The sequence below is a fragment of the Terasakiispira papahanaumokuakeensis genome (genome assembly GCF_001709345.1).
GTDB classification, from domain to species: domain Bacteria; phylum Pseudomonadota; class Gammaproteobacteria; order Pseudomonadales; family Halomonadaceae; genus Terasakiispira; species Terasakiispira papahanaumokuakeensis.
The window spans coordinates 1,752,160-1,767,994 of record NZ_MDTQ01000001.1; the positions used below are offsets into that span (position 1 = coordinate 1,752,160).

The following is a 15,835-nucleotide window of genomic DNA, read 5'->3' on the forward strand; positions in this document are numbered from 1 at the left end:
TTCAAGACGATCACGGTTTGGCCCAAAGAAATATCACCTGAATCGGGCAGTCCGCTGCCCGAATTTCAGCCGTAATGGATGTTGCAATGAAAAAACCCAGTTTAAAGCTCGCCATAACCCTGCCCTATGTGCTGAGCCTGCTCATTATTCTGGGGTCTTTTGCCTTGCTGTGGCGGCTCGACCAAGATGACATGATTGAACGCCAGAGCAATAAATTGCTCAATGCAATGCAAGCCACATTGCATGAACGCCTTAATAACGTTTTAGATGCACCGATGCAGCTTGCGCGCTTCCAAGCCTCGGAAATTATCAGTAATAAACTCTACCAGTTCGACACCCTCAGCCAACTCGAGATTTTTAACCGCCGGCTGTACCAAGCGACAGCTCCCGGCATACCTCAAGTCTCAGCATTGGCTTATGCCGACCTTGAGCGCCGAATCGTCGGGCAAAGACGTAATGGTCAAGATGAAGCCGCCAGCCTCATCCTCCAAGATCAAAGAACGAATAATCAATTGACGATCTATGCCGGCCCAACGCAACAGAACCCCATTATCAAGCGCTCAAAAGACTATGATGTTCGCCAACGCCCTTTTCTTAAGCCGCTTATAGACAATCCAGTCCCTCAGTGGACCCAGCTGTATGTCAATGAAGATGAAAAACACGCCGCCACCGTGTCGGCCATCTATCCGATCAGCGTCAACGACCGTTTAATCGGCACGAGCATTGTTGATGTCGGTCTAAAAGGGATTAGTGACTTCTTACAGCAAGAAAGTGCTCAAACGGGCGGTATTTTCATTATTCTTGACTCAATGGGTCAGCTGATCGCGTCGGTATCCCCAGAGGATGTCATACTCTCCACACCCGCGATTGAACGCATAATTAAGGCTGCTGAAGCCAACACAGAAAAGACCAATTTCAAGCTAAAGAATATTGAGACCACCCCCGCCCAATGGCGAGGACACGTCACCCATTATCATCACGCCTATAACCTGGATTGGACCTTAATCACCGCATTACCCGAAAAGCTATTGCGGGGTGATTCACGACGCAATCAGAATTTATCACTCATTGCCCTAGTGGGCATCGGCCTTGCCACACTGCTGATCGGTTTGTTTTTTATCCGTCGCCTGATTCAACCGATTATGGAAACAGCCAACGCGGCACGACAGATCTCAAGTCGCAACTGGGAACACCACGTTCACTCATCACGAGGGCTCACTCAAGAAACCACGACGCTCGTCGAAGCATTCAGCGAAATGTCAGGTCAGTTGCGTACCGCTTTTGATGACATGCGCTACACCTTGCAGTATGACCAACTGACAGGGCTGTTGAGTATGCAAGGGTTGAAAGAAGAAGCGCTAGAACATGCCGAGCATGACCCCGGCACTTGGAGTCTTGCCTTACTCTCCCTAGAGCATTTCCGCATTATTAATGACAGTATGGGGCGTGGCATAGGCGACCGTCTGCTCTGCGCCGTCGCCGAACGGCTCCAACAGCATGCGGGCATTGACTGCCTGGTCGCTCGCTTAGATGGCGCAGATTTTGCCATACTGTATCCACCCTCACTGTCGGGCCAGATGGATGAACATGTCGAAACATTGATGCATTTAGTCGCGGGCACACCTTACGACATCCAGCAAGAAGAAGTGATACTCAAGGCCAACCTGGGCTGGACGCAACGCGATCTCCCTCGCTGCAATCTCGATGACTTACTCCGCTTTGCCAGTATCGCCCTCAATCGTACCAAGGCAATTCCCGACTTACATATCATGCGTTTTCGCTCGGAAATGGTCGAAAGCCTAGTAGAAGAAACCCGTTTAGCTGCCGAGCTCAGCCGTGCTGCGGCCGATGACGAACTACTGACCTGGTATCAACCCATTGTCGATCTGCATACATTTAAAATGGTCGGCGCAGAGGCCCTGATGCGCTGGCATAGTCAAGTTCGTGGCATGGTCTCCCCCGCTCAGTTCATCCCGGTCGCAGAACAAAGCAGCCTCATCCTGACACTGGGTGAATGGATATTGAACGATGCTTGCCAAAAGCTGACACAGACACCATTGACCCATCAGCAGGACTTCAGGTTACACGTCAATTTATCTGCACGTCAGGTACTCCAATCAGACCTTGTCGATACGATTGAGGACACCATCGCCCGAACAGGCCTATCACCGACCAAGCTCACACTTGAGGTCACCGAATCAGTCTTACTGGATCAGAACCGAGAGACACTCAGAAAGCTTGAAACACTGCGCCGACAAGGCATGCACATTTCACTGGATGATTTTGGCACAGGCTACTCTTCCTTGGCTTATCTCCACCGATTACCGGTCGACAGCCTGAAAATCGATCAAAGCTTCATTCGAGAAATGCGCGACAGCGCCAGCAGTCAAGCGATCGTCCGAGCCATTATTGCCATGGCAGAAGGCGTCGGCGTCGAAGTCGTCGCAGAAGGCGTCGAAACGCTGGAGCAAGCAGAGTGGTTGCGTAAGATGGGCTGCCAAATGGCTCAAGGCTTCTTCTTCGCCAAGCCGGGAGATATTCAGCAATTAAAGCAAATGGCAAATACCCCGCTACCGCTCAAGACACACGCGATCAAGCCATAAGTTTCAAAAGGCATGAGCTTCAAAAGGCATGAACCCCCGGAATACAAGCGCGTGACGCGCTTGTGGGGCGTCATCTCATACCCTCGATTATTCATACCCCGATATAAATTGCACTGATATCCATTGCACCGAAGCAATGACACCACAACAATGACACCAAAACAATTACTTCGCCGAACAAGATAAACGGCGCAAGTTGTCACACAGAATGCCCGTGGCCATCGCCACGTTTAAAGACTCAGCCCCACCACCATAACTCGGTATTGTGACAGGCCGATCAATCAAGGCGGCAACAGCCGAGCTGATACCATGAGATTCATTCCCCATCACCAGCACGCCGCCCTGCAAAACAGGTAAATCATGCACCGACTCACCATCCAACACCGCCCCCAAAATCGGCAACTGGCCTTGCCACTGGGACAATAGCTCGGGCAAATCCCGCACATGGGGCATCACGCGCAACAGAGATCCTTTCGCCGCTGCGACAACTTTTGGGTTAAACACATCAACCGTGTTGGCCGAGCACACCACTTGTTCAATACCAAACCAGTCCGCCACTCGTAAAATCGTGCCCAGATTGCCGGGATCATTAATACAATCAAGCACCAGCGTCCAATTATCCGGCTGACAAATCAGAGGGTCAGGCTTTGGCATAGCCACAACAGCCAAAGCACCGCGATTACTTTGCAACTGCCCCATTTGAGCCAATTGTTCTGCCGTCGCCAGCCATACCGATTCACAACGCGACCAAAGGTTTTCATGGGCTTGCGCAAAATCTTCAGTCATGACCAGTTTAAGGCATTGGACGCCCCGCCCACCATGTAATGACAAAAGCTCCAGGACAAGCTTTTCTCCCTCAACCACAAAGCAACCCTGTTCATACCGGTGCTTTTTTTGCTGTAAAGCCCGTATCGATTTAATTTGAGCCTTACTGATCACTGAAAGCGGCATGGCAACATCCTGAACAAACGCTACACGAGTCAACACTCGCTGAATTAAACAATACCCAACTGAGCGGCCCATGATACTGATTTGATTGGCATTGCTCGACCATAAAATACCCGCTCATTCGCCACAAAGCCCAATCGCCAAGCCATTGAGCTGAAGTCAGTCTAAACCCAACACGATGCCAACTAGAATCTAGTTCACCAACTAAAACCTATTTCAATAGTCTAAACCCTTAAATTCACATCATCATGATGACACGCATCTGGTATCTCACCACCAGGCAGTGTATAAAAACACAATGATCAAGAATCATTCTCAAACTAAGGAGTGCATATGTATATCGCGATGAATCGGTTCAAAATCGCACTGGGTCGTGAAGAGGATTTTATTCAGATTTGGCGTGAGCGGGACAGCCACCTACACGAAGTACCGGGATTCAAGAGCTTTAACCTGCTTCAAGGCGCCACCCATGAAGATCACACCCTGTTCACTTCGCACAGCACCTGGGACTCAGAAGCCGACTTTATCGCCTGGACGAAATCTGAAGCCTTTAGAAAAGCGCATGCCAGCGCCTCACCTGATCGCACGATTTACCTAGGCCCGCCCCAATTCGAAGGATTCAAAGCTGTACTGTAAAACCGTGTTTGTAAAGCGGCCTTTTATAAAGCAACTTTTATAAAGCAGTGCTGGTAGAGCCCGCTTGCAAAACATGCTGAACAATCCCAAGGGGCCTTTCACTGAGGCCCCTCTCACCATCAGCCTCATCAGCCGAGAGTCGCCCCCTCATGACGCCGCAACTCATCAGACATCAAGTAACCCCCGGATGAGATGCTGAATGTAATAAACGCCTGAACACATTTAGCATGCTACGGAGTGGCGCTCATCATCCATAGCGTTAAGCCAAATGAGTATTATACCAAGGGCGTCGGGGCTCAACGGTCGACACCACACCGCGTAAATCATGCGACAAAATATTGGACCATCGACCCAACCCTAAACCTCGAATTACCTCAAGCGGGGATTGCTGCGGTGGTGGCGGTGTTTTCTTGAATAAACGCGCCCAAAAGCCCGGCCTTTGACCCAATGCCGCATGAACAGCGGCCAACACCTCAGGTACCTGATCCGGTGCTTTTTGCAAAGACTCAAGCAAACACTGAGTTTGAACGTCCAATGAGTCCCCTTCCCGGTCAAAAAGCTCCGCCGCCTCAAGAATGAAATACGGCTTACTTTTGATCGAAATACCTAGAAAATCGATCGCCTCTCTCACAAGAGGCTGGGCTGTAGGCCCGGTTAACTGCATTAAAAAAGACTTAAGCGCCTGCATCCCCAGTGTCACATCCGCAGCAATCGCAACCTTGCCTGCCTCAGGCCAAATGGAAGAAGTACAGATGACAGGATTGCCAGACATCATGAGTTTAAAAGTAAAGGGCACCTGTTCTTGCCACTCACACAAACCAATCATTGATGAACGTTCTGCATTGGGCATGGGCATTCGGTGAGCTGCATATAGATAACTACGATTAGCCACATTACATCCTTACGTTAACTTATAAAGTCATACGGTGATGGGGCTATCACAACAAACCTTTTGAAGATTCACAATCGTCTAAAAATCACAACATCAATTTGTCGCCGAAAAATTAACCAACGCGGAAAGTATTAACAGTGGAAAGCCCTGAATGAAAAGCCCTGAATGAAAAGCTCTGAATGAAAAACCCGAGTGGCAAGCAACAAAGCCGCTATCACCAACGTCGGCTAGTCAAATCAATCAATAAAGTGATAGCGTGTTGATCGCAGCATCTCTCGGTTTTTTTATTTACACTCGCGTATTTTTGCCCATCAACATAGGAGATCGCAAAATGGCGAAACTATTATTGTTGGCCGGCGATTTTGTTGAAGATTATGAAATCATGGTGCCCTTTCAGGCACTTCAAGCCATGGGGCATACGGTTGATGCCATCTGTCCAGAAAAAGCCAAAGGCGAAACGATCAAGACCGCAATCCATGATTTTGAAGGTGATCAAACCTATAGCGAAAAACCGGGCCACTTATTCACACTGAATGCCAGTTTTAATGACATCAAACCTGAAGATTACGACGGCTTAGTGATTCCCGGAGGGCGGGCACCCGAATACCTGAGAATGAATGACAGCGTGTTAACCCTAGTGAGACACTTTATCGAAAGCGACAAACCCGTAGCCGCCATCTGTCATGGGGCGCAGCTCTTGGCCGCCGCAGTCTCATTATCAGGCCGCCAGGTCTCCGCTTACCCAGCCTGTGCCGCCGAAGTCCGGCTTGCAGGGGGTGATTACGCCGATATTCCCGTTGAGCAAGCCATTACCTGCGGCCACTTGGTCACCGCGCCTGCCTGGCCAGCTCACCCCGAATGGTTGAAACAGTTCCAGACATTGCTTTCAAGCCTTGAGAGCTGATTGTATGGCCTCATGACCAATCCATAACAACCCAGGGGTGGAACATGGCTCGCAGCCCACCCCTGCATGACGCTTGTTGATTGAAGACCCCACCTTCACTTTTCATCCCCATTTTTATCCTTATTTTTATCACTACACATAAACAAATCCTGATACAGTCAATTCGTGCGCTCTCACAACAAGGCGATATTGACGATGGACACGCTTACACGGAAACCCTTTGTATTTCTACGACATGGCCAGAGCACCCACAACCAGTTACAGCGGATAGCCGGCCATTTGGATGTTCAGCTAACCGACCAGGGGCGGCAAGAAGCCTATCATGCCTCACAGCTTCTCAATCAAAAGGTGTGGCCCCTCGTGATCAGCAGTCCGCTCATTCGCGCGCTAGAAACCGCCCAAATTGCGTCGGGGCGAGATCCCGACCACCAAGATGCACGGCTGGCTGAACGCCACTGGGGTGAGCTAGAAGACAACCCCGTGCCTAGGGCCATGCATTACAGAATGACACCCCCTGGGGGCGAACCCTGGGAAGATTTTGTCACACGCACCATTGCTGGCTTGAATGACGCCTTAACCCATGATCAGATCCCACTTATTGTCGGTCACTCAGGGCTCATCCGCGTCATCCGTCATCTCTCAAATGGCGAACCTTCTGGCCCCCGAACGCCCAATGCGCGCCCCTTATTGATCCAACCGGTGAATCAGCATCAGTGGGATATCAGCCTCTGGCACCCCAACACCTAAAAGCACTTGAAGGGCTTTATCAGCGCACACTGGTCGCCTCTCACGCCCTCATAAGCCAGCAAAGCAAGCTAAAAAACAACCTAGACAAAACAAACGAGAGAAAACACGCTAGATAAAAAACTGGCTGGGGGAGCGGCCCAACTGGGCTTTAAAAGCCTCACCAAAGGCAGAAATTGAATCATAGCCGCAGGCTAGAGCCACATCCGTCACTGGGTGGTGCTGCTGCAAGAGTGCCAGCGCATGAATAATTCTCAAACGTTGGCGCCATTGCTGAAAGGTCATACCAGTTTGAAGTCTAAACAAGCGACTGACACTACGACCACTTAGCCCCACCGCTGCGCCCAACTGATCAATCCCCCAACGACACCCCGGCTGATCCTGTAAATGCTGGCAAACCATTGATAACCGCTTATCAGAAGGCATCGGCAACTCTAGCTCCACCAACGTCTGCTGTTGCAGTTCATCTAAAAGCACTTGGGCCAAGCGGCCATGAGCGGAGTCTTCATCATAATCCAACGGCAGCTGACAAAACCGAATCAGCAGCTCACGACAAAGCGGTGAAATCTCACACACCAAAGGGCGCTGCCAACTCGGGAGATCCAGCAAAGCCGCTTGAACATAGAGGCCCCGCATTTTGGCCGCCCCATCTGACACTACTTGATGCCGAACCCCGACAGGAATCCAGATGCCATAATGAGGAGGCGCCACAAACTCAACCTCCGGCGTTTTAACCTTAAGAATGCCCTCAGCCGCGTATGAAAACTGCCCCCAGGCATGTTGATGCCAAGCCGTAATACTGCCCTCGTCGCCCCAACTCTCAGGACGCGCCCAAATGGGACGCGGTAACGTCTCTAACGGCGGAACCGCCCTTGCTTGTCTGGTAAGCGACATATTTTGTCCTGATAACGATTGCAGGAAAAACTGTACCCCTTAATCTGAGCATCCAGTCCAATCAAAGCAAGCTCAATGTTTATGCTCAATTTATTGAATATCATTAAAAAAGAGTGGTTTCTGGTCGGCATGTTAGGAGCCATTGTTGTTGCCATACTCGCCCCAGCCTTAGGACAGAACCAAGGTGCCCTACACCTTGAAACCGTCACCCATATTGGCATTGCCATTATCTTCTTTTTACACGGCATTGGGTTATCACCAGAAAAAATTCGCTCGGGTCTGAGTAACTGGCGCCTGCACCTTGCCATTCAAATCACGACCTTTGGGATTTACCCCCTGATTTGGATCATCAGCCATCAAGGTTTTTACGCCCTATTCCCCACCTCACTGGCCATTGGCTTTTGCTACCTGCTCGTATTGCCCAGCACCATTTCATCATCCGTTGCGATGACAGCCATTGGCAAAGGGAACGTACCCGGCGCAATTTTTAACGCCTCACTCTCCAGTGTCTTAGGCGTGATACTGACCCCATTATTGATGGGGCTGCTCACCACTCAATCCCACATCAGCGGTGCTCAGGAACTCTCAAACACCATCACCACCGTAGCCCAAACACTGCTTCTCCCCATGCTCATTGGCCAACTCTGTCGCCCCTTTCTCGCCGCGCCACTCCAACGCTATCGGGCCATTACCGGCAAAATCGATAAATGGGTCATTATTTTGATCGTACTGAATGCATTCAGTAACTCAGTCGCTGACCATATTTGGCAAGATTTCTCCTTAAGCTCACTGATCAGCTCAATCCTGATTTGCTGTGTCATTTTAATCATCATCTGCACACTGCTACAGCATGGCTCGCGATGGTTAAAGTTCAATCATGAAGATGAAGTCGCCACTGTCTTTTGCGGCACAAAGAAAACCCTTGCCGCGGGCATTCCCATGGCCCAAGTGATTTTTGGTGGCTCCCCCGACCTCGGCATGATCCTACTCCCCATCATGCTTTACCACCCGATACAGCTGTTCTACTGCGCCTTCCTCGCCAACCGTTACGCGGCACAAGCCCCCGACACCCCCCTTGAAAGCAACACAACCCCCTGACCGCCAAACGGCAGACGCTCCCAACGTCTGCCCATTAGCATTTCCCTCAAGGCTAGAACCGTATATGTTGGTGTTATGGCAACGTTTCGGCATTAAATAATGAAGAATAATCACGGATGGAGAAATAAATGAAAGGCCTACGTGTTCAAGACACACTTAATTTCAACGGCAATGGCCATAAAGCAGGCATTATCGTAGACGATGTATTAATTGGTTTAGACCAACATAAGCTCGACTCAGTAGATGGGCTTATCAAACTCATGCAGATGCTCGACGGCGCTGAATGCATAATCACATTAGTACGAAAAGGCGAGCTAAAAAAAGTAACGGTTACGTCTGGGTCTTTGGGGCTATCACTCGTACCCGTCGACATCGAAAATACTTTCTATAACGTTAACCCAGATGATGAAGCCTTTAAGAATCACTTTGACACAGTAGATGATCAATTCAACCTGCAAAAAAATCTTGAAAAGATCATCGTCACAACCACACCAGAGGTAGACGGCCACAAGGTCGTCAAAAATTTAGGTGTCATCGGTGCGGAGTGTGCTTTTGGCATGAACATCCTCAAAGATCTTTTTGCTTCAGTCAGAGATGTGACTGGTGGGCGCAGTGGCGCCATTCAAAGCACTCTGCGTGATGCTCGTGAAGCCAGCCTTGCAGACCTCAAAAAAGAAGCCAACCAAAAAGGCGCGAATGCCGTGATCGGCGTCAACCTTGATTACAGTGAGTTCTCAGGCGGCGGGAAATCAATGCTGTTCGTTGCAGTAACAGGTACAGCCGTATTGATTGAACCGACTGAATCATAAGACGGCCCCAGACGAATCAACACCCGGCCTATCGCCTCATGGAGGGCATGTCTCTCATGGTGATGGCCGGTTGCTATATGCTTTGAGGCCTGAATACTGAGGTGTAATGATCGATCATGCGCTGAAAGATCCTAGTGACGCTGAGTTTTGCTGGAAGTGCTTGACGGCGTTTAGACAATGGCCTGAACTGGATGCCGAAGGAAGGCGCAAGGGAAAACCCAAGTAGGGATAGGAAGAGGACATAGAGTGGCAGAACAAGATCAGCAGCAGGAGCATCATGCTGGAAGTTGCGAACAACCGGAAAATAAAAAAATTCCATCGATGACTTGGTGGTTGGCTAGCCCTGGCCTTTTGCTGACCATCGCGGGTGTCATCGGTTCAGCATCTCACATTGGGGATAACGCCTATTGCGCAGGAGCCATATTATTAGGAGGCCTAATGCTTACCGTTGCATTATGTCTTCATAAGAAAGCTTCCTGGTCCATTGATGCTGAACTCAAATCGAGTGCGACTTTTATCCTTATCATAGGTAGTGTCTTATCCTTAGCCCTATTTATGGCTGCTATAGTCTTATTCCCGCTACCATTTGTAATCACTCAACAGGGTATTGAGACATTCTTTAATAATGGTACATCTATCGCTAAAGTCCTTGCTGGTGGCGCTGCATTAGCTGCCTTTTACGCGACAATGCATCGGTCGAGCCAAACACAAAAACAACTTGATCATCATCGAGTCATAGAACTAAAAGCGCTAGAAGATGAGATAGAGAATTCAAAACACATATTGATATACTTACATCGGCATTTAGAATCAATACTTCACAAAACCACCAGTATAAACTTTGAAGACATCAATATAATAGAGAGCTTCATCAATAAATACAATAAAATAACTGATTTTGAAAAAAAAGCCCCCAGCTTATCAGTCAAAATTTTCAATATCGAAGCATCAATACAACGGGCAAAAAAACACCAAAAAGACAACAACACACAAAAATTAAACCTAGAACTACAAGGAATAGAAAATACATTAACGGCAATGAAATCAGAAATTATTATATCTTATAATAACTGGGCAAAAGTCACTTCATTAACTTTCCAAAAAAAATCAATATATAGATAGAAAGCCCCTACAAAAAATAAACTCAAAGCTATCTGCCTACTTCTGAGGCTAAAATACCTTAGAGAATCTACCGCGACCAAAGTCAACGATCACAACGAAAAAAGGGGCATCAGTTTTACTGATGCCCCTTTTAGGAATATTGGCGGAGGGACAGGGATTCGAACCCTGGAAGGGCTATTAACCCTTGCCGGTTTTCAAGACCGGTGCATTCAACCGCTCTGCCATCCCTCCGACGGATGTGAATATTACTGATATGCCCTTTTGGGGTCAACCCTTTTTTTGAGATTTTTTTAAAATTCTTTCAGTAGTATCAGCAAGTTGCGATTACGGGCTTGTCAAGCCCCTAGTTATCAGTAGGTCAATCTGGCTCATGACTCTTCCGCTGAGGTGTCGCGTTTAATCCCCAGCAGCTGTTCGACGGCAGCCAGTTGGGCTCGTGAGGTATCAGAGAGTTTGAGGCGGGCTCGGTTGGTCAGTCCACCTGGGGCAAGTTTTTCAAACGCAGGGACTTGATCCATCCGAGGGAGGTCAACCTGGCGGTCAGTACCGATGGCGGCATGCAGTTGCGCCACAATCAGGATGTCCTGGTAAAGCGGTTTGTGGCCGGGGGTACGAATAAACCAGTCATGGCAATGTTTGACGGTTTGTACGATGCCTTCATCAAAACGCCAGTACTGCAGCAGAATGACCGATAAGGGCAGCCCGAGTAAAGTTAACCAGCGCTGTACTTGCACTTCGTTAGCTGGGTCGCGGGTTTCCAAGAAGCTGAGCAGCATGAGTTCACCAATATTGTGCACCAGCCCGGTCAGTAAGGCACGCTCAGGATCAAGCTCGGTACAACTCTGCGCCAACAGTTGCGATAAGCTGCCCACGGCAATGGCACGCCGCCAAGCGGCTTCGATATCTCGTTTCACCCAGCGCTTGTGACCATGGAAGAGTTGCTGCAATGCAAAGCTCAAGACCAGTTCTCGGGTGACATTGATCCCCAGACGGGTGACCGCTTCAATACAGCTACGGGTGCGCGTTTTACCTCGGTATAAGGGGGAGTTAGCCGCAGAGATCAAGCGACTGACAATGAAAGGGTCAGCCTCGATCACTGGGGCCAAGTCTTCCGGCGCCAAATCAGGCTCGCGATCCGCCATTTGGCGCACTTTATGTGCAACCTCCGGCATGATGGGCACTTGGAACTGACCAGAGCTCAATGCCTTGCGAATATCAATGAGTAATTGCTGGGCTTCAGCATCTTGTAACTGGAAATCATTGGCTTGAGCCGCGGCTTTCTCAACCAGTGAAGCCAACAAATCAGGATGCACCACCAATAAACGGCAAGGCCCTTCAGCCAAGACTTCGTAACGTGTAGGGCGTAACCGCGCCAGGCTCAAGCGTGCTCTTTCGGAGCCTGCTTCAATGATTTCAACATGATCCTGGTCGTCATGCAGCGCCACTTTGCCTTTCATTAGAAAGAATTCTTGGGGGGTAAAAGAGCCTAACGGCAGAATCAGCTCACCTTTTTCATGGCATTCGTAAACCCGAAGATGCGGCTTTACCAGAATCAGCTGCTCATCAGTCAAGCGGCGAAACTGTTCGAAGTGACGCAGATCGGCAAGCTTCATGAAAACTCCTGTCTAAAAGGCTCTAGCGTAAACAATGCTAGATAAGTTATTCATTGGGGATCAGGTCAACCAGGATCAAGGGACGCTTGCCCCATTGCTGCCAACACCAACGTTCCAGTTGGACTTTTAGCCGAGACGGATTGGCTGGTGTACCAGATTGTAATTGGGTCTGCAGCCACTGGTGTAATGTCGCTAGATCCAGACTGAGCCCAGGTGCTTGGATCTTGACCGTGTCCCCAGGGCCAATACGCACTTGCAATAGACCTTGCTCTGCCAGCTGTCGACGCTGGTCAAGCAGGGCACTATCCGGCGCTAGCAGGCGATGCCCATCCACAAGCCAGCGCCCGTGCGGTACCTCGCCCAGCCGCTGTAAAGTCGGCGCGAGTTGCATCAGCTCGCCATCGCTCACAATTTGGCACTCAATCCCTTTTCGCATGGCCAGTTGCGCATGGGCCTGCTGATGCCGAAACTCGCCATGAACGGGTACCAGGCGTTTCGGTTTGAGCCAGTCATACAGTAACGCAAGCTCTTCTTGGCAAGGATGACCAGACGCATGGATAAGCGCATTTCTCGACGTGATCAAATCCACTTTGAGGCGCAGTAGCGCGTTGATCAACCGTTCGACAGCCAACTCGTTACCAGGAATGGTTTTGGCCGAAAGCAACACATGATCACCCGCTTCCAGCTCAAGGCTCGGGTGCAGGCCTGTCGCCAAACGCGATAAGGCGGCTTCAGGCTCCCCCTGACTACCAGTGCAGATCCAGAGCTGTTCGTGCCGAGGCAAAAAGCCTGCATCACGAGGGCTGATGGGATTAGGGAAGTCATTCAAGTAGCCGCAGGCTTTACCCGCATGATAGAGGCGCCACATGCTGCGCCCTAACAAGGTGACAAAACGTTGGGATTGTTGAGCAACTTTGCCCAACGCAGCCAGGCGCGCAATATTACTGGCAAAACAACTGACAACCACCCGGTGTTCCAGCGGTTGAATAGTCTTAGCTAATCCCTGAGCGACTTGTTGTTCCGAAACGCTGTGACCCGCAACCGGTGCATTAGTGGAATCCCCCACCACCACATCGACCCCTTCTCGCCCCAATGCTTGCAAACGAGATGTGGCCAACCCGTGACCCACCCCAGGTGATGGGTCAATTTTCCAGTCACCCGTATGGTAGATCAGTCGATCTCCAGCCTTAATGGCTAAGCCAAAAGCTTCAGGAATCGAATGGGTGACAGGGATCCACTCAACCTCAAACATACCGATCCGATAAGATTGACCGGCGACCACTTGATGCATCGCAGGCCAAGTCTGGCGGTTGTCCAGCCGATCACGAATCAGATGCTGAGCGAAAGGGGTGGCGTACAGCGGGCAATTCAGGCGTGACCACAAATGAGGCAGCGCCCCAATGTGGTCTTCATGGGCATGGGTGATCACCAAAGCATCCAGCTGAATACCTAAATCGATCAAGGCATCAAGACTGGGTACGGTCGTACCTGTCCCCCCAGGGGCATCATTTAAGAAACCTTGACCACAATCGACCGCGATCCAACTGCCCTGATAAGTGTATAGATAAAAATTGGCTCCAATTTCACCTGCACCACCTAAAGGCAGCAGACAAGGTTCTTTGGCATGGTGTAGCCACTCATCGGGTGGTTGTTTCACATTGATCCCCTTTCCTGTTCTTTTGGATCATATCGTATGCCAGCTGTTCAGCTCAGTCACGCCGCAACCCATCAACATGAACACAACACTCGATGAACACAACAATCGATGAACACAGCACTCGAAAAAGCCTCTACCAAAAGTGAAGCGGATCTTGCCGGTAAAAATTTCCTAAAATTTTGTTCAAAAAGGGGTTTTCAAATCCAAACAGTCTCCATATAATACGCCTCGCTCTCACAGGAAAGGTGTTCAAAACACCATTCACTATGATGATAAATCCCCAATGATCATAGGCCTAATTAGCAGTATAGGATGTGAAGCATCGATGACGGAGCGTGGCGCAGTTTGGTAGCGCACTTGCATGGGGTGCAAGGGGTCGCAGGTTCGAATCCTGTCGCTCCGACCATTAAAAAAAGCCAGCCTACGGGTTGGCTTTTTTTTGTCTGCTTTTCAAGATCACTGGCGCACCTGAGTCTAATTCTCCCCGACCAAAAAGCACTTGCATACCAAGAATCTTTAACAGAATCTCTTCATATCGCCTCTTAACATCACTTTTAGACAATCGCTTCTGGGCGTGTTTGCACTGAACTCTGTCATTAAAACTGATCGCATGATCACCTATGATCAATGTAGCGTTCATCAACACCAGACTCAGCAGAAGGCCATTGCTATGCCGACCCCCTCTCAGATGTCGCAAGACCCCGCATCATCACAAGCACAATCAACACAAACACGATCATCACAAACACGATCATCACAAACACAATCGTCATCAGCACTGTCATCACCATATCAAGCATCACTACAGCAACACTATGCCCCCGCACAACTCATTGAGCATTTGCGAGAAACGCTGATCGCGGAAGGCCTGAATCCGGAGCAACTCACGCCTGATGACACTGCCGCAATTGACCAGCTTCACCTCGGTGGTCGGCATGCAAGTCGCCAGTTGGCACAGTGGGGTGATATTCAACAAGAACAGCAAGTACTGGATATTGGGTGTGGCCCTGGCGGTGCCAGTCGACTGCTCGCTGCGGAGCTGGGTTGCCAAGTCATCGGCGTCGATTTAACGCCCCGCTTTATTGAAATGGCGCAATGGCTCAATAAAGCCACAGGGTTAGATGACAAAGTGAGCTGTTTAACCGCCGATGCCTGCCAGCTTCCCCTTGCAGATCAAAGTGTTGATGTGATTTGGAGTCAACATACCTTAATGAATATTGAGAATCAGCCCCGGCTGATGCATGAGATCCGTCGTGTCTGCAAACCCCAAGGCCGTTTATTGCTACATGAAATTGTTCAAGGTGATAACCCTGAGCCCTTACTCTTGCCCGTTCCTTGGGCAAGAGAACCCGCCCATAGCCATTTGATGACACTGGATACATTGAGCACTCAACTTGAGGCCCATCACTGGCAAATTAACGCCATTGAAGATATTTCCGAAAACGCCCTGCAATGGCGGCAAAAACACTTAGAACGCGAATCACGTGGGCAACCGACAATCCTCACGCCACAGCTGATCTTTGGCCCCGACTTCACAAGCATGACCCATAACTTGATTCACAACTTGCAAAGCGATCGTATTCGTATCATTGCACTGCATGCGCAGCTCGGCGAAGCATAACCTTTCGGGCCATGTGTATCATGCGGCCACTTTCATCTAGGCATTAAGTCTAACCCCCACGATCAATAACCCCATCGCCTCAGACGGACGTTTTCTCCGCTGAGGCGATAGAGGATATTCGAAGATCGCGCTTGCTGGCCTGTTAAAGCGGCCTTTTGTCATCAGTGCGCCAACAAAGCGCAATCATCGGTCATTTAGCATCATAAAGAGTCATTCATGATCTGAATTAAGACCAGTTGTAAATTCGATTGCCTAATCACACACCATGTCGGTAGCGTGTCAACTGTTGCGTAA

At 49.7% G+C, this 15,835-nt stretch carries 13 protein-coding genes and 2 tRNA genes; 9 read left to right on the plus strand and 6 right to left on the minus strand.

From position 1 onward, the window contains the following. Positions 1–86 precede the first annotated feature (86 nt). Positions 87–2,603 carry an EAL domain-containing protein gene (locus BFW38_RS07700; RefSeq protein WP_068997866.1) on the plus strand — a complete coding sequence of 839 codons (2,517 nt, stop codon included), beginning with the start codon at positions 87–89 and terminating at the stop codon, positions 2,601–2,603. Between the two features lie 165 nt (positions 2,604–2,768). On the opposite strand, the gene BFW38_RS07705 is transcribed toward BFW38_RS07700, so the two are convergent. After that, entirely contained in the window at positions 2,769–3,554 is a 786-nt protein-coding gene (locus BFW38_RS07705) for an RNA methyltransferase (RefSeq protein WP_218186381.1), read from the minus strand. A 330-nt stretch (positions 3,555–3,884) separates the two neighbouring features. Here BFW38_RS07705 and hmuQ point away from each other — a divergent pair, with 330 nt between their 5' ends. Beyond that, positions 3,885–4,187, plus strand: a complete 303-nt coding sequence (gene hmuQ / locus BFW38_RS07710) for a heme-degrading protein HmuQ (protein ID WP_068997867.1) — start codon at positions 3,885–3,887, stop codon at positions 4,185–4,187. A 259-nt stretch (positions 4,188–4,446) separates the two neighbouring features. On the opposite strand, the gene BFW38_RS07715 is transcribed toward hmuQ, so the two are convergent. Next, positions 4,447–5,079 (minus strand): DUF7822 domain-containing protein, encoded by a 633-nt coding sequence (locus BFW38_RS07715; RefSeq protein ID WP_068997868.1) that lies wholly within the window; start codon positions 5,077–5,079, stop codon positions 4,447–4,449. Between the two features lie 331 nt (positions 5,080–5,410). Between BFW38_RS07715 and BFW38_RS07720 the strand changes: the two genes are divergently transcribed. Both BFW38_RS07720 and BFW38_RS07725 read left to right on the plus strand, forming a co-directional pair. After that, on the plus strand, positions 5,411–5,983 hold the full coding sequence (locus BFW38_RS07720) for a DJ-1/PfpI family protein (protein ID WP_068997869.1): 573 nt from the start codon (positions 5,411–5,413) through the stop codon (positions 5,981–5,983). 195 nt (positions 5,984–6,178) lie between these two features. Then, positions 6,179–6,730: a histidine phosphatase family protein gene (locus BFW38_RS07725; RefSeq protein ID WP_068997870.1), complete on the plus strand. Its 552-nt coding sequence runs from the start codon at positions 6,179–6,181 to the stop codon at positions 6,728–6,730. Positions 6,731–6,838: 108 nt separating this feature from the next. Here BFW38_RS07725 and BFW38_RS07730 read toward each other — a convergent pair whose 3' ends face one another. Beyond that, positions 6,839–7,621, minus strand: a complete 783-nt coding sequence (locus BFW38_RS07730) for an AraC family transcriptional regulator (protein ID WP_068997871.1) — start codon at positions 7,619–7,621, stop codon at positions 6,839–6,841. A gap of 75 nt (positions 7,622–7,696) precedes the next feature. Between BFW38_RS07730 and BFW38_RS07735 the strand changes: the two genes are divergently transcribed. The 3 genes from BFW38_RS07735 to BFW38_RS07745 all read left to right on the plus strand — a co-directional run bounded on the left by BFW38_RS07735 (position 7,697) and on the right by BFW38_RS07745 (position 10,650). After that, a complete protein-coding gene (locus tag BFW38_RS07735; protein ID WP_218186382.1) occupies positions 7,697–8,719 on the plus strand; it encodes a bile acid:sodium symporter family protein in 1,023 nt (340 codons plus the stop codon). A 128-nt stretch (positions 8,720–8,847) separates the two neighbouring features. Further along, on the plus strand, positions 8,848–9,528 hold the full coding sequence (locus BFW38_RS17675) for a YbjQ family protein (protein ID WP_139116574.1): 681 nt from the start codon (positions 8,848–8,850) through the stop codon (positions 9,526–9,528). A 246-nt stretch (positions 9,529–9,774) separates the two neighbouring features. Continuing rightward, positions 9,775–10,650, plus strand: coding sequence for a hypothetical protein (locus BFW38_RS07745; RefSeq protein WP_068997872.1), 876 nt, complete (start codon positions 9,775–9,777; stop codon positions 10,648–10,650). Between the two features lie 140 nt (positions 10,651–10,790). Here BFW38_RS07745 and BFW38_RS07750 read toward each other — a convergent pair. The 3 genes from BFW38_RS07750 to BFW38_RS07760 all read right to left on the minus strand — a co-directional run bounded on the left by BFW38_RS07750 (position 10,791) and on the right by BFW38_RS07760 (position 13,920). Continuing rightward, positions 10,791–10,881: transfer RNA gene (locus tag BFW38_RS07750), tRNA-Ser, on the minus strand. 137 nt (positions 10,882–11,018) lie between these two features. Then, positions 11,019–12,263, minus strand: a complete 1,245-nt coding sequence (locus BFW38_RS07755) for an HDOD domain-containing protein (protein ID WP_068997873.1) — start codon at positions 12,261–12,263, stop codon at positions 11,019–11,021. 46 nt (positions 12,264–12,309) lie between these two features. After that, the gene (locus tag BFW38_RS07760; RefSeq protein ID WP_068997874.1) at positions 12,310–13,920 is read right to left on the minus strand and encodes a ribonuclease J; all 1,611 of its coding nucleotides are present in this window, start codon (positions 13,918–13,920) and stop codon (positions 12,310–12,312) included. Positions 13,921–14,249: 329 nt separating this feature from the next. Between BFW38_RS07760 and BFW38_RS07765 the strand changes: the two genes are divergently transcribed. Next, positions 14,250–14,326 (plus strand) — tRNA-Pro (locus BFW38_RS07765). Positions 14,327–14,590: 264 nt separating this feature from the next. Continuing rightward, positions 14,591–15,541, plus strand: coding sequence for a class I SAM-dependent methyltransferase (locus tag BFW38_RS07775; protein WP_084004526.1), 951 nt, complete (start codon positions 14,591–14,593; stop codon positions 15,539–15,541). Positions 15,542–15,835 lie beyond the last annotated feature (294 nt).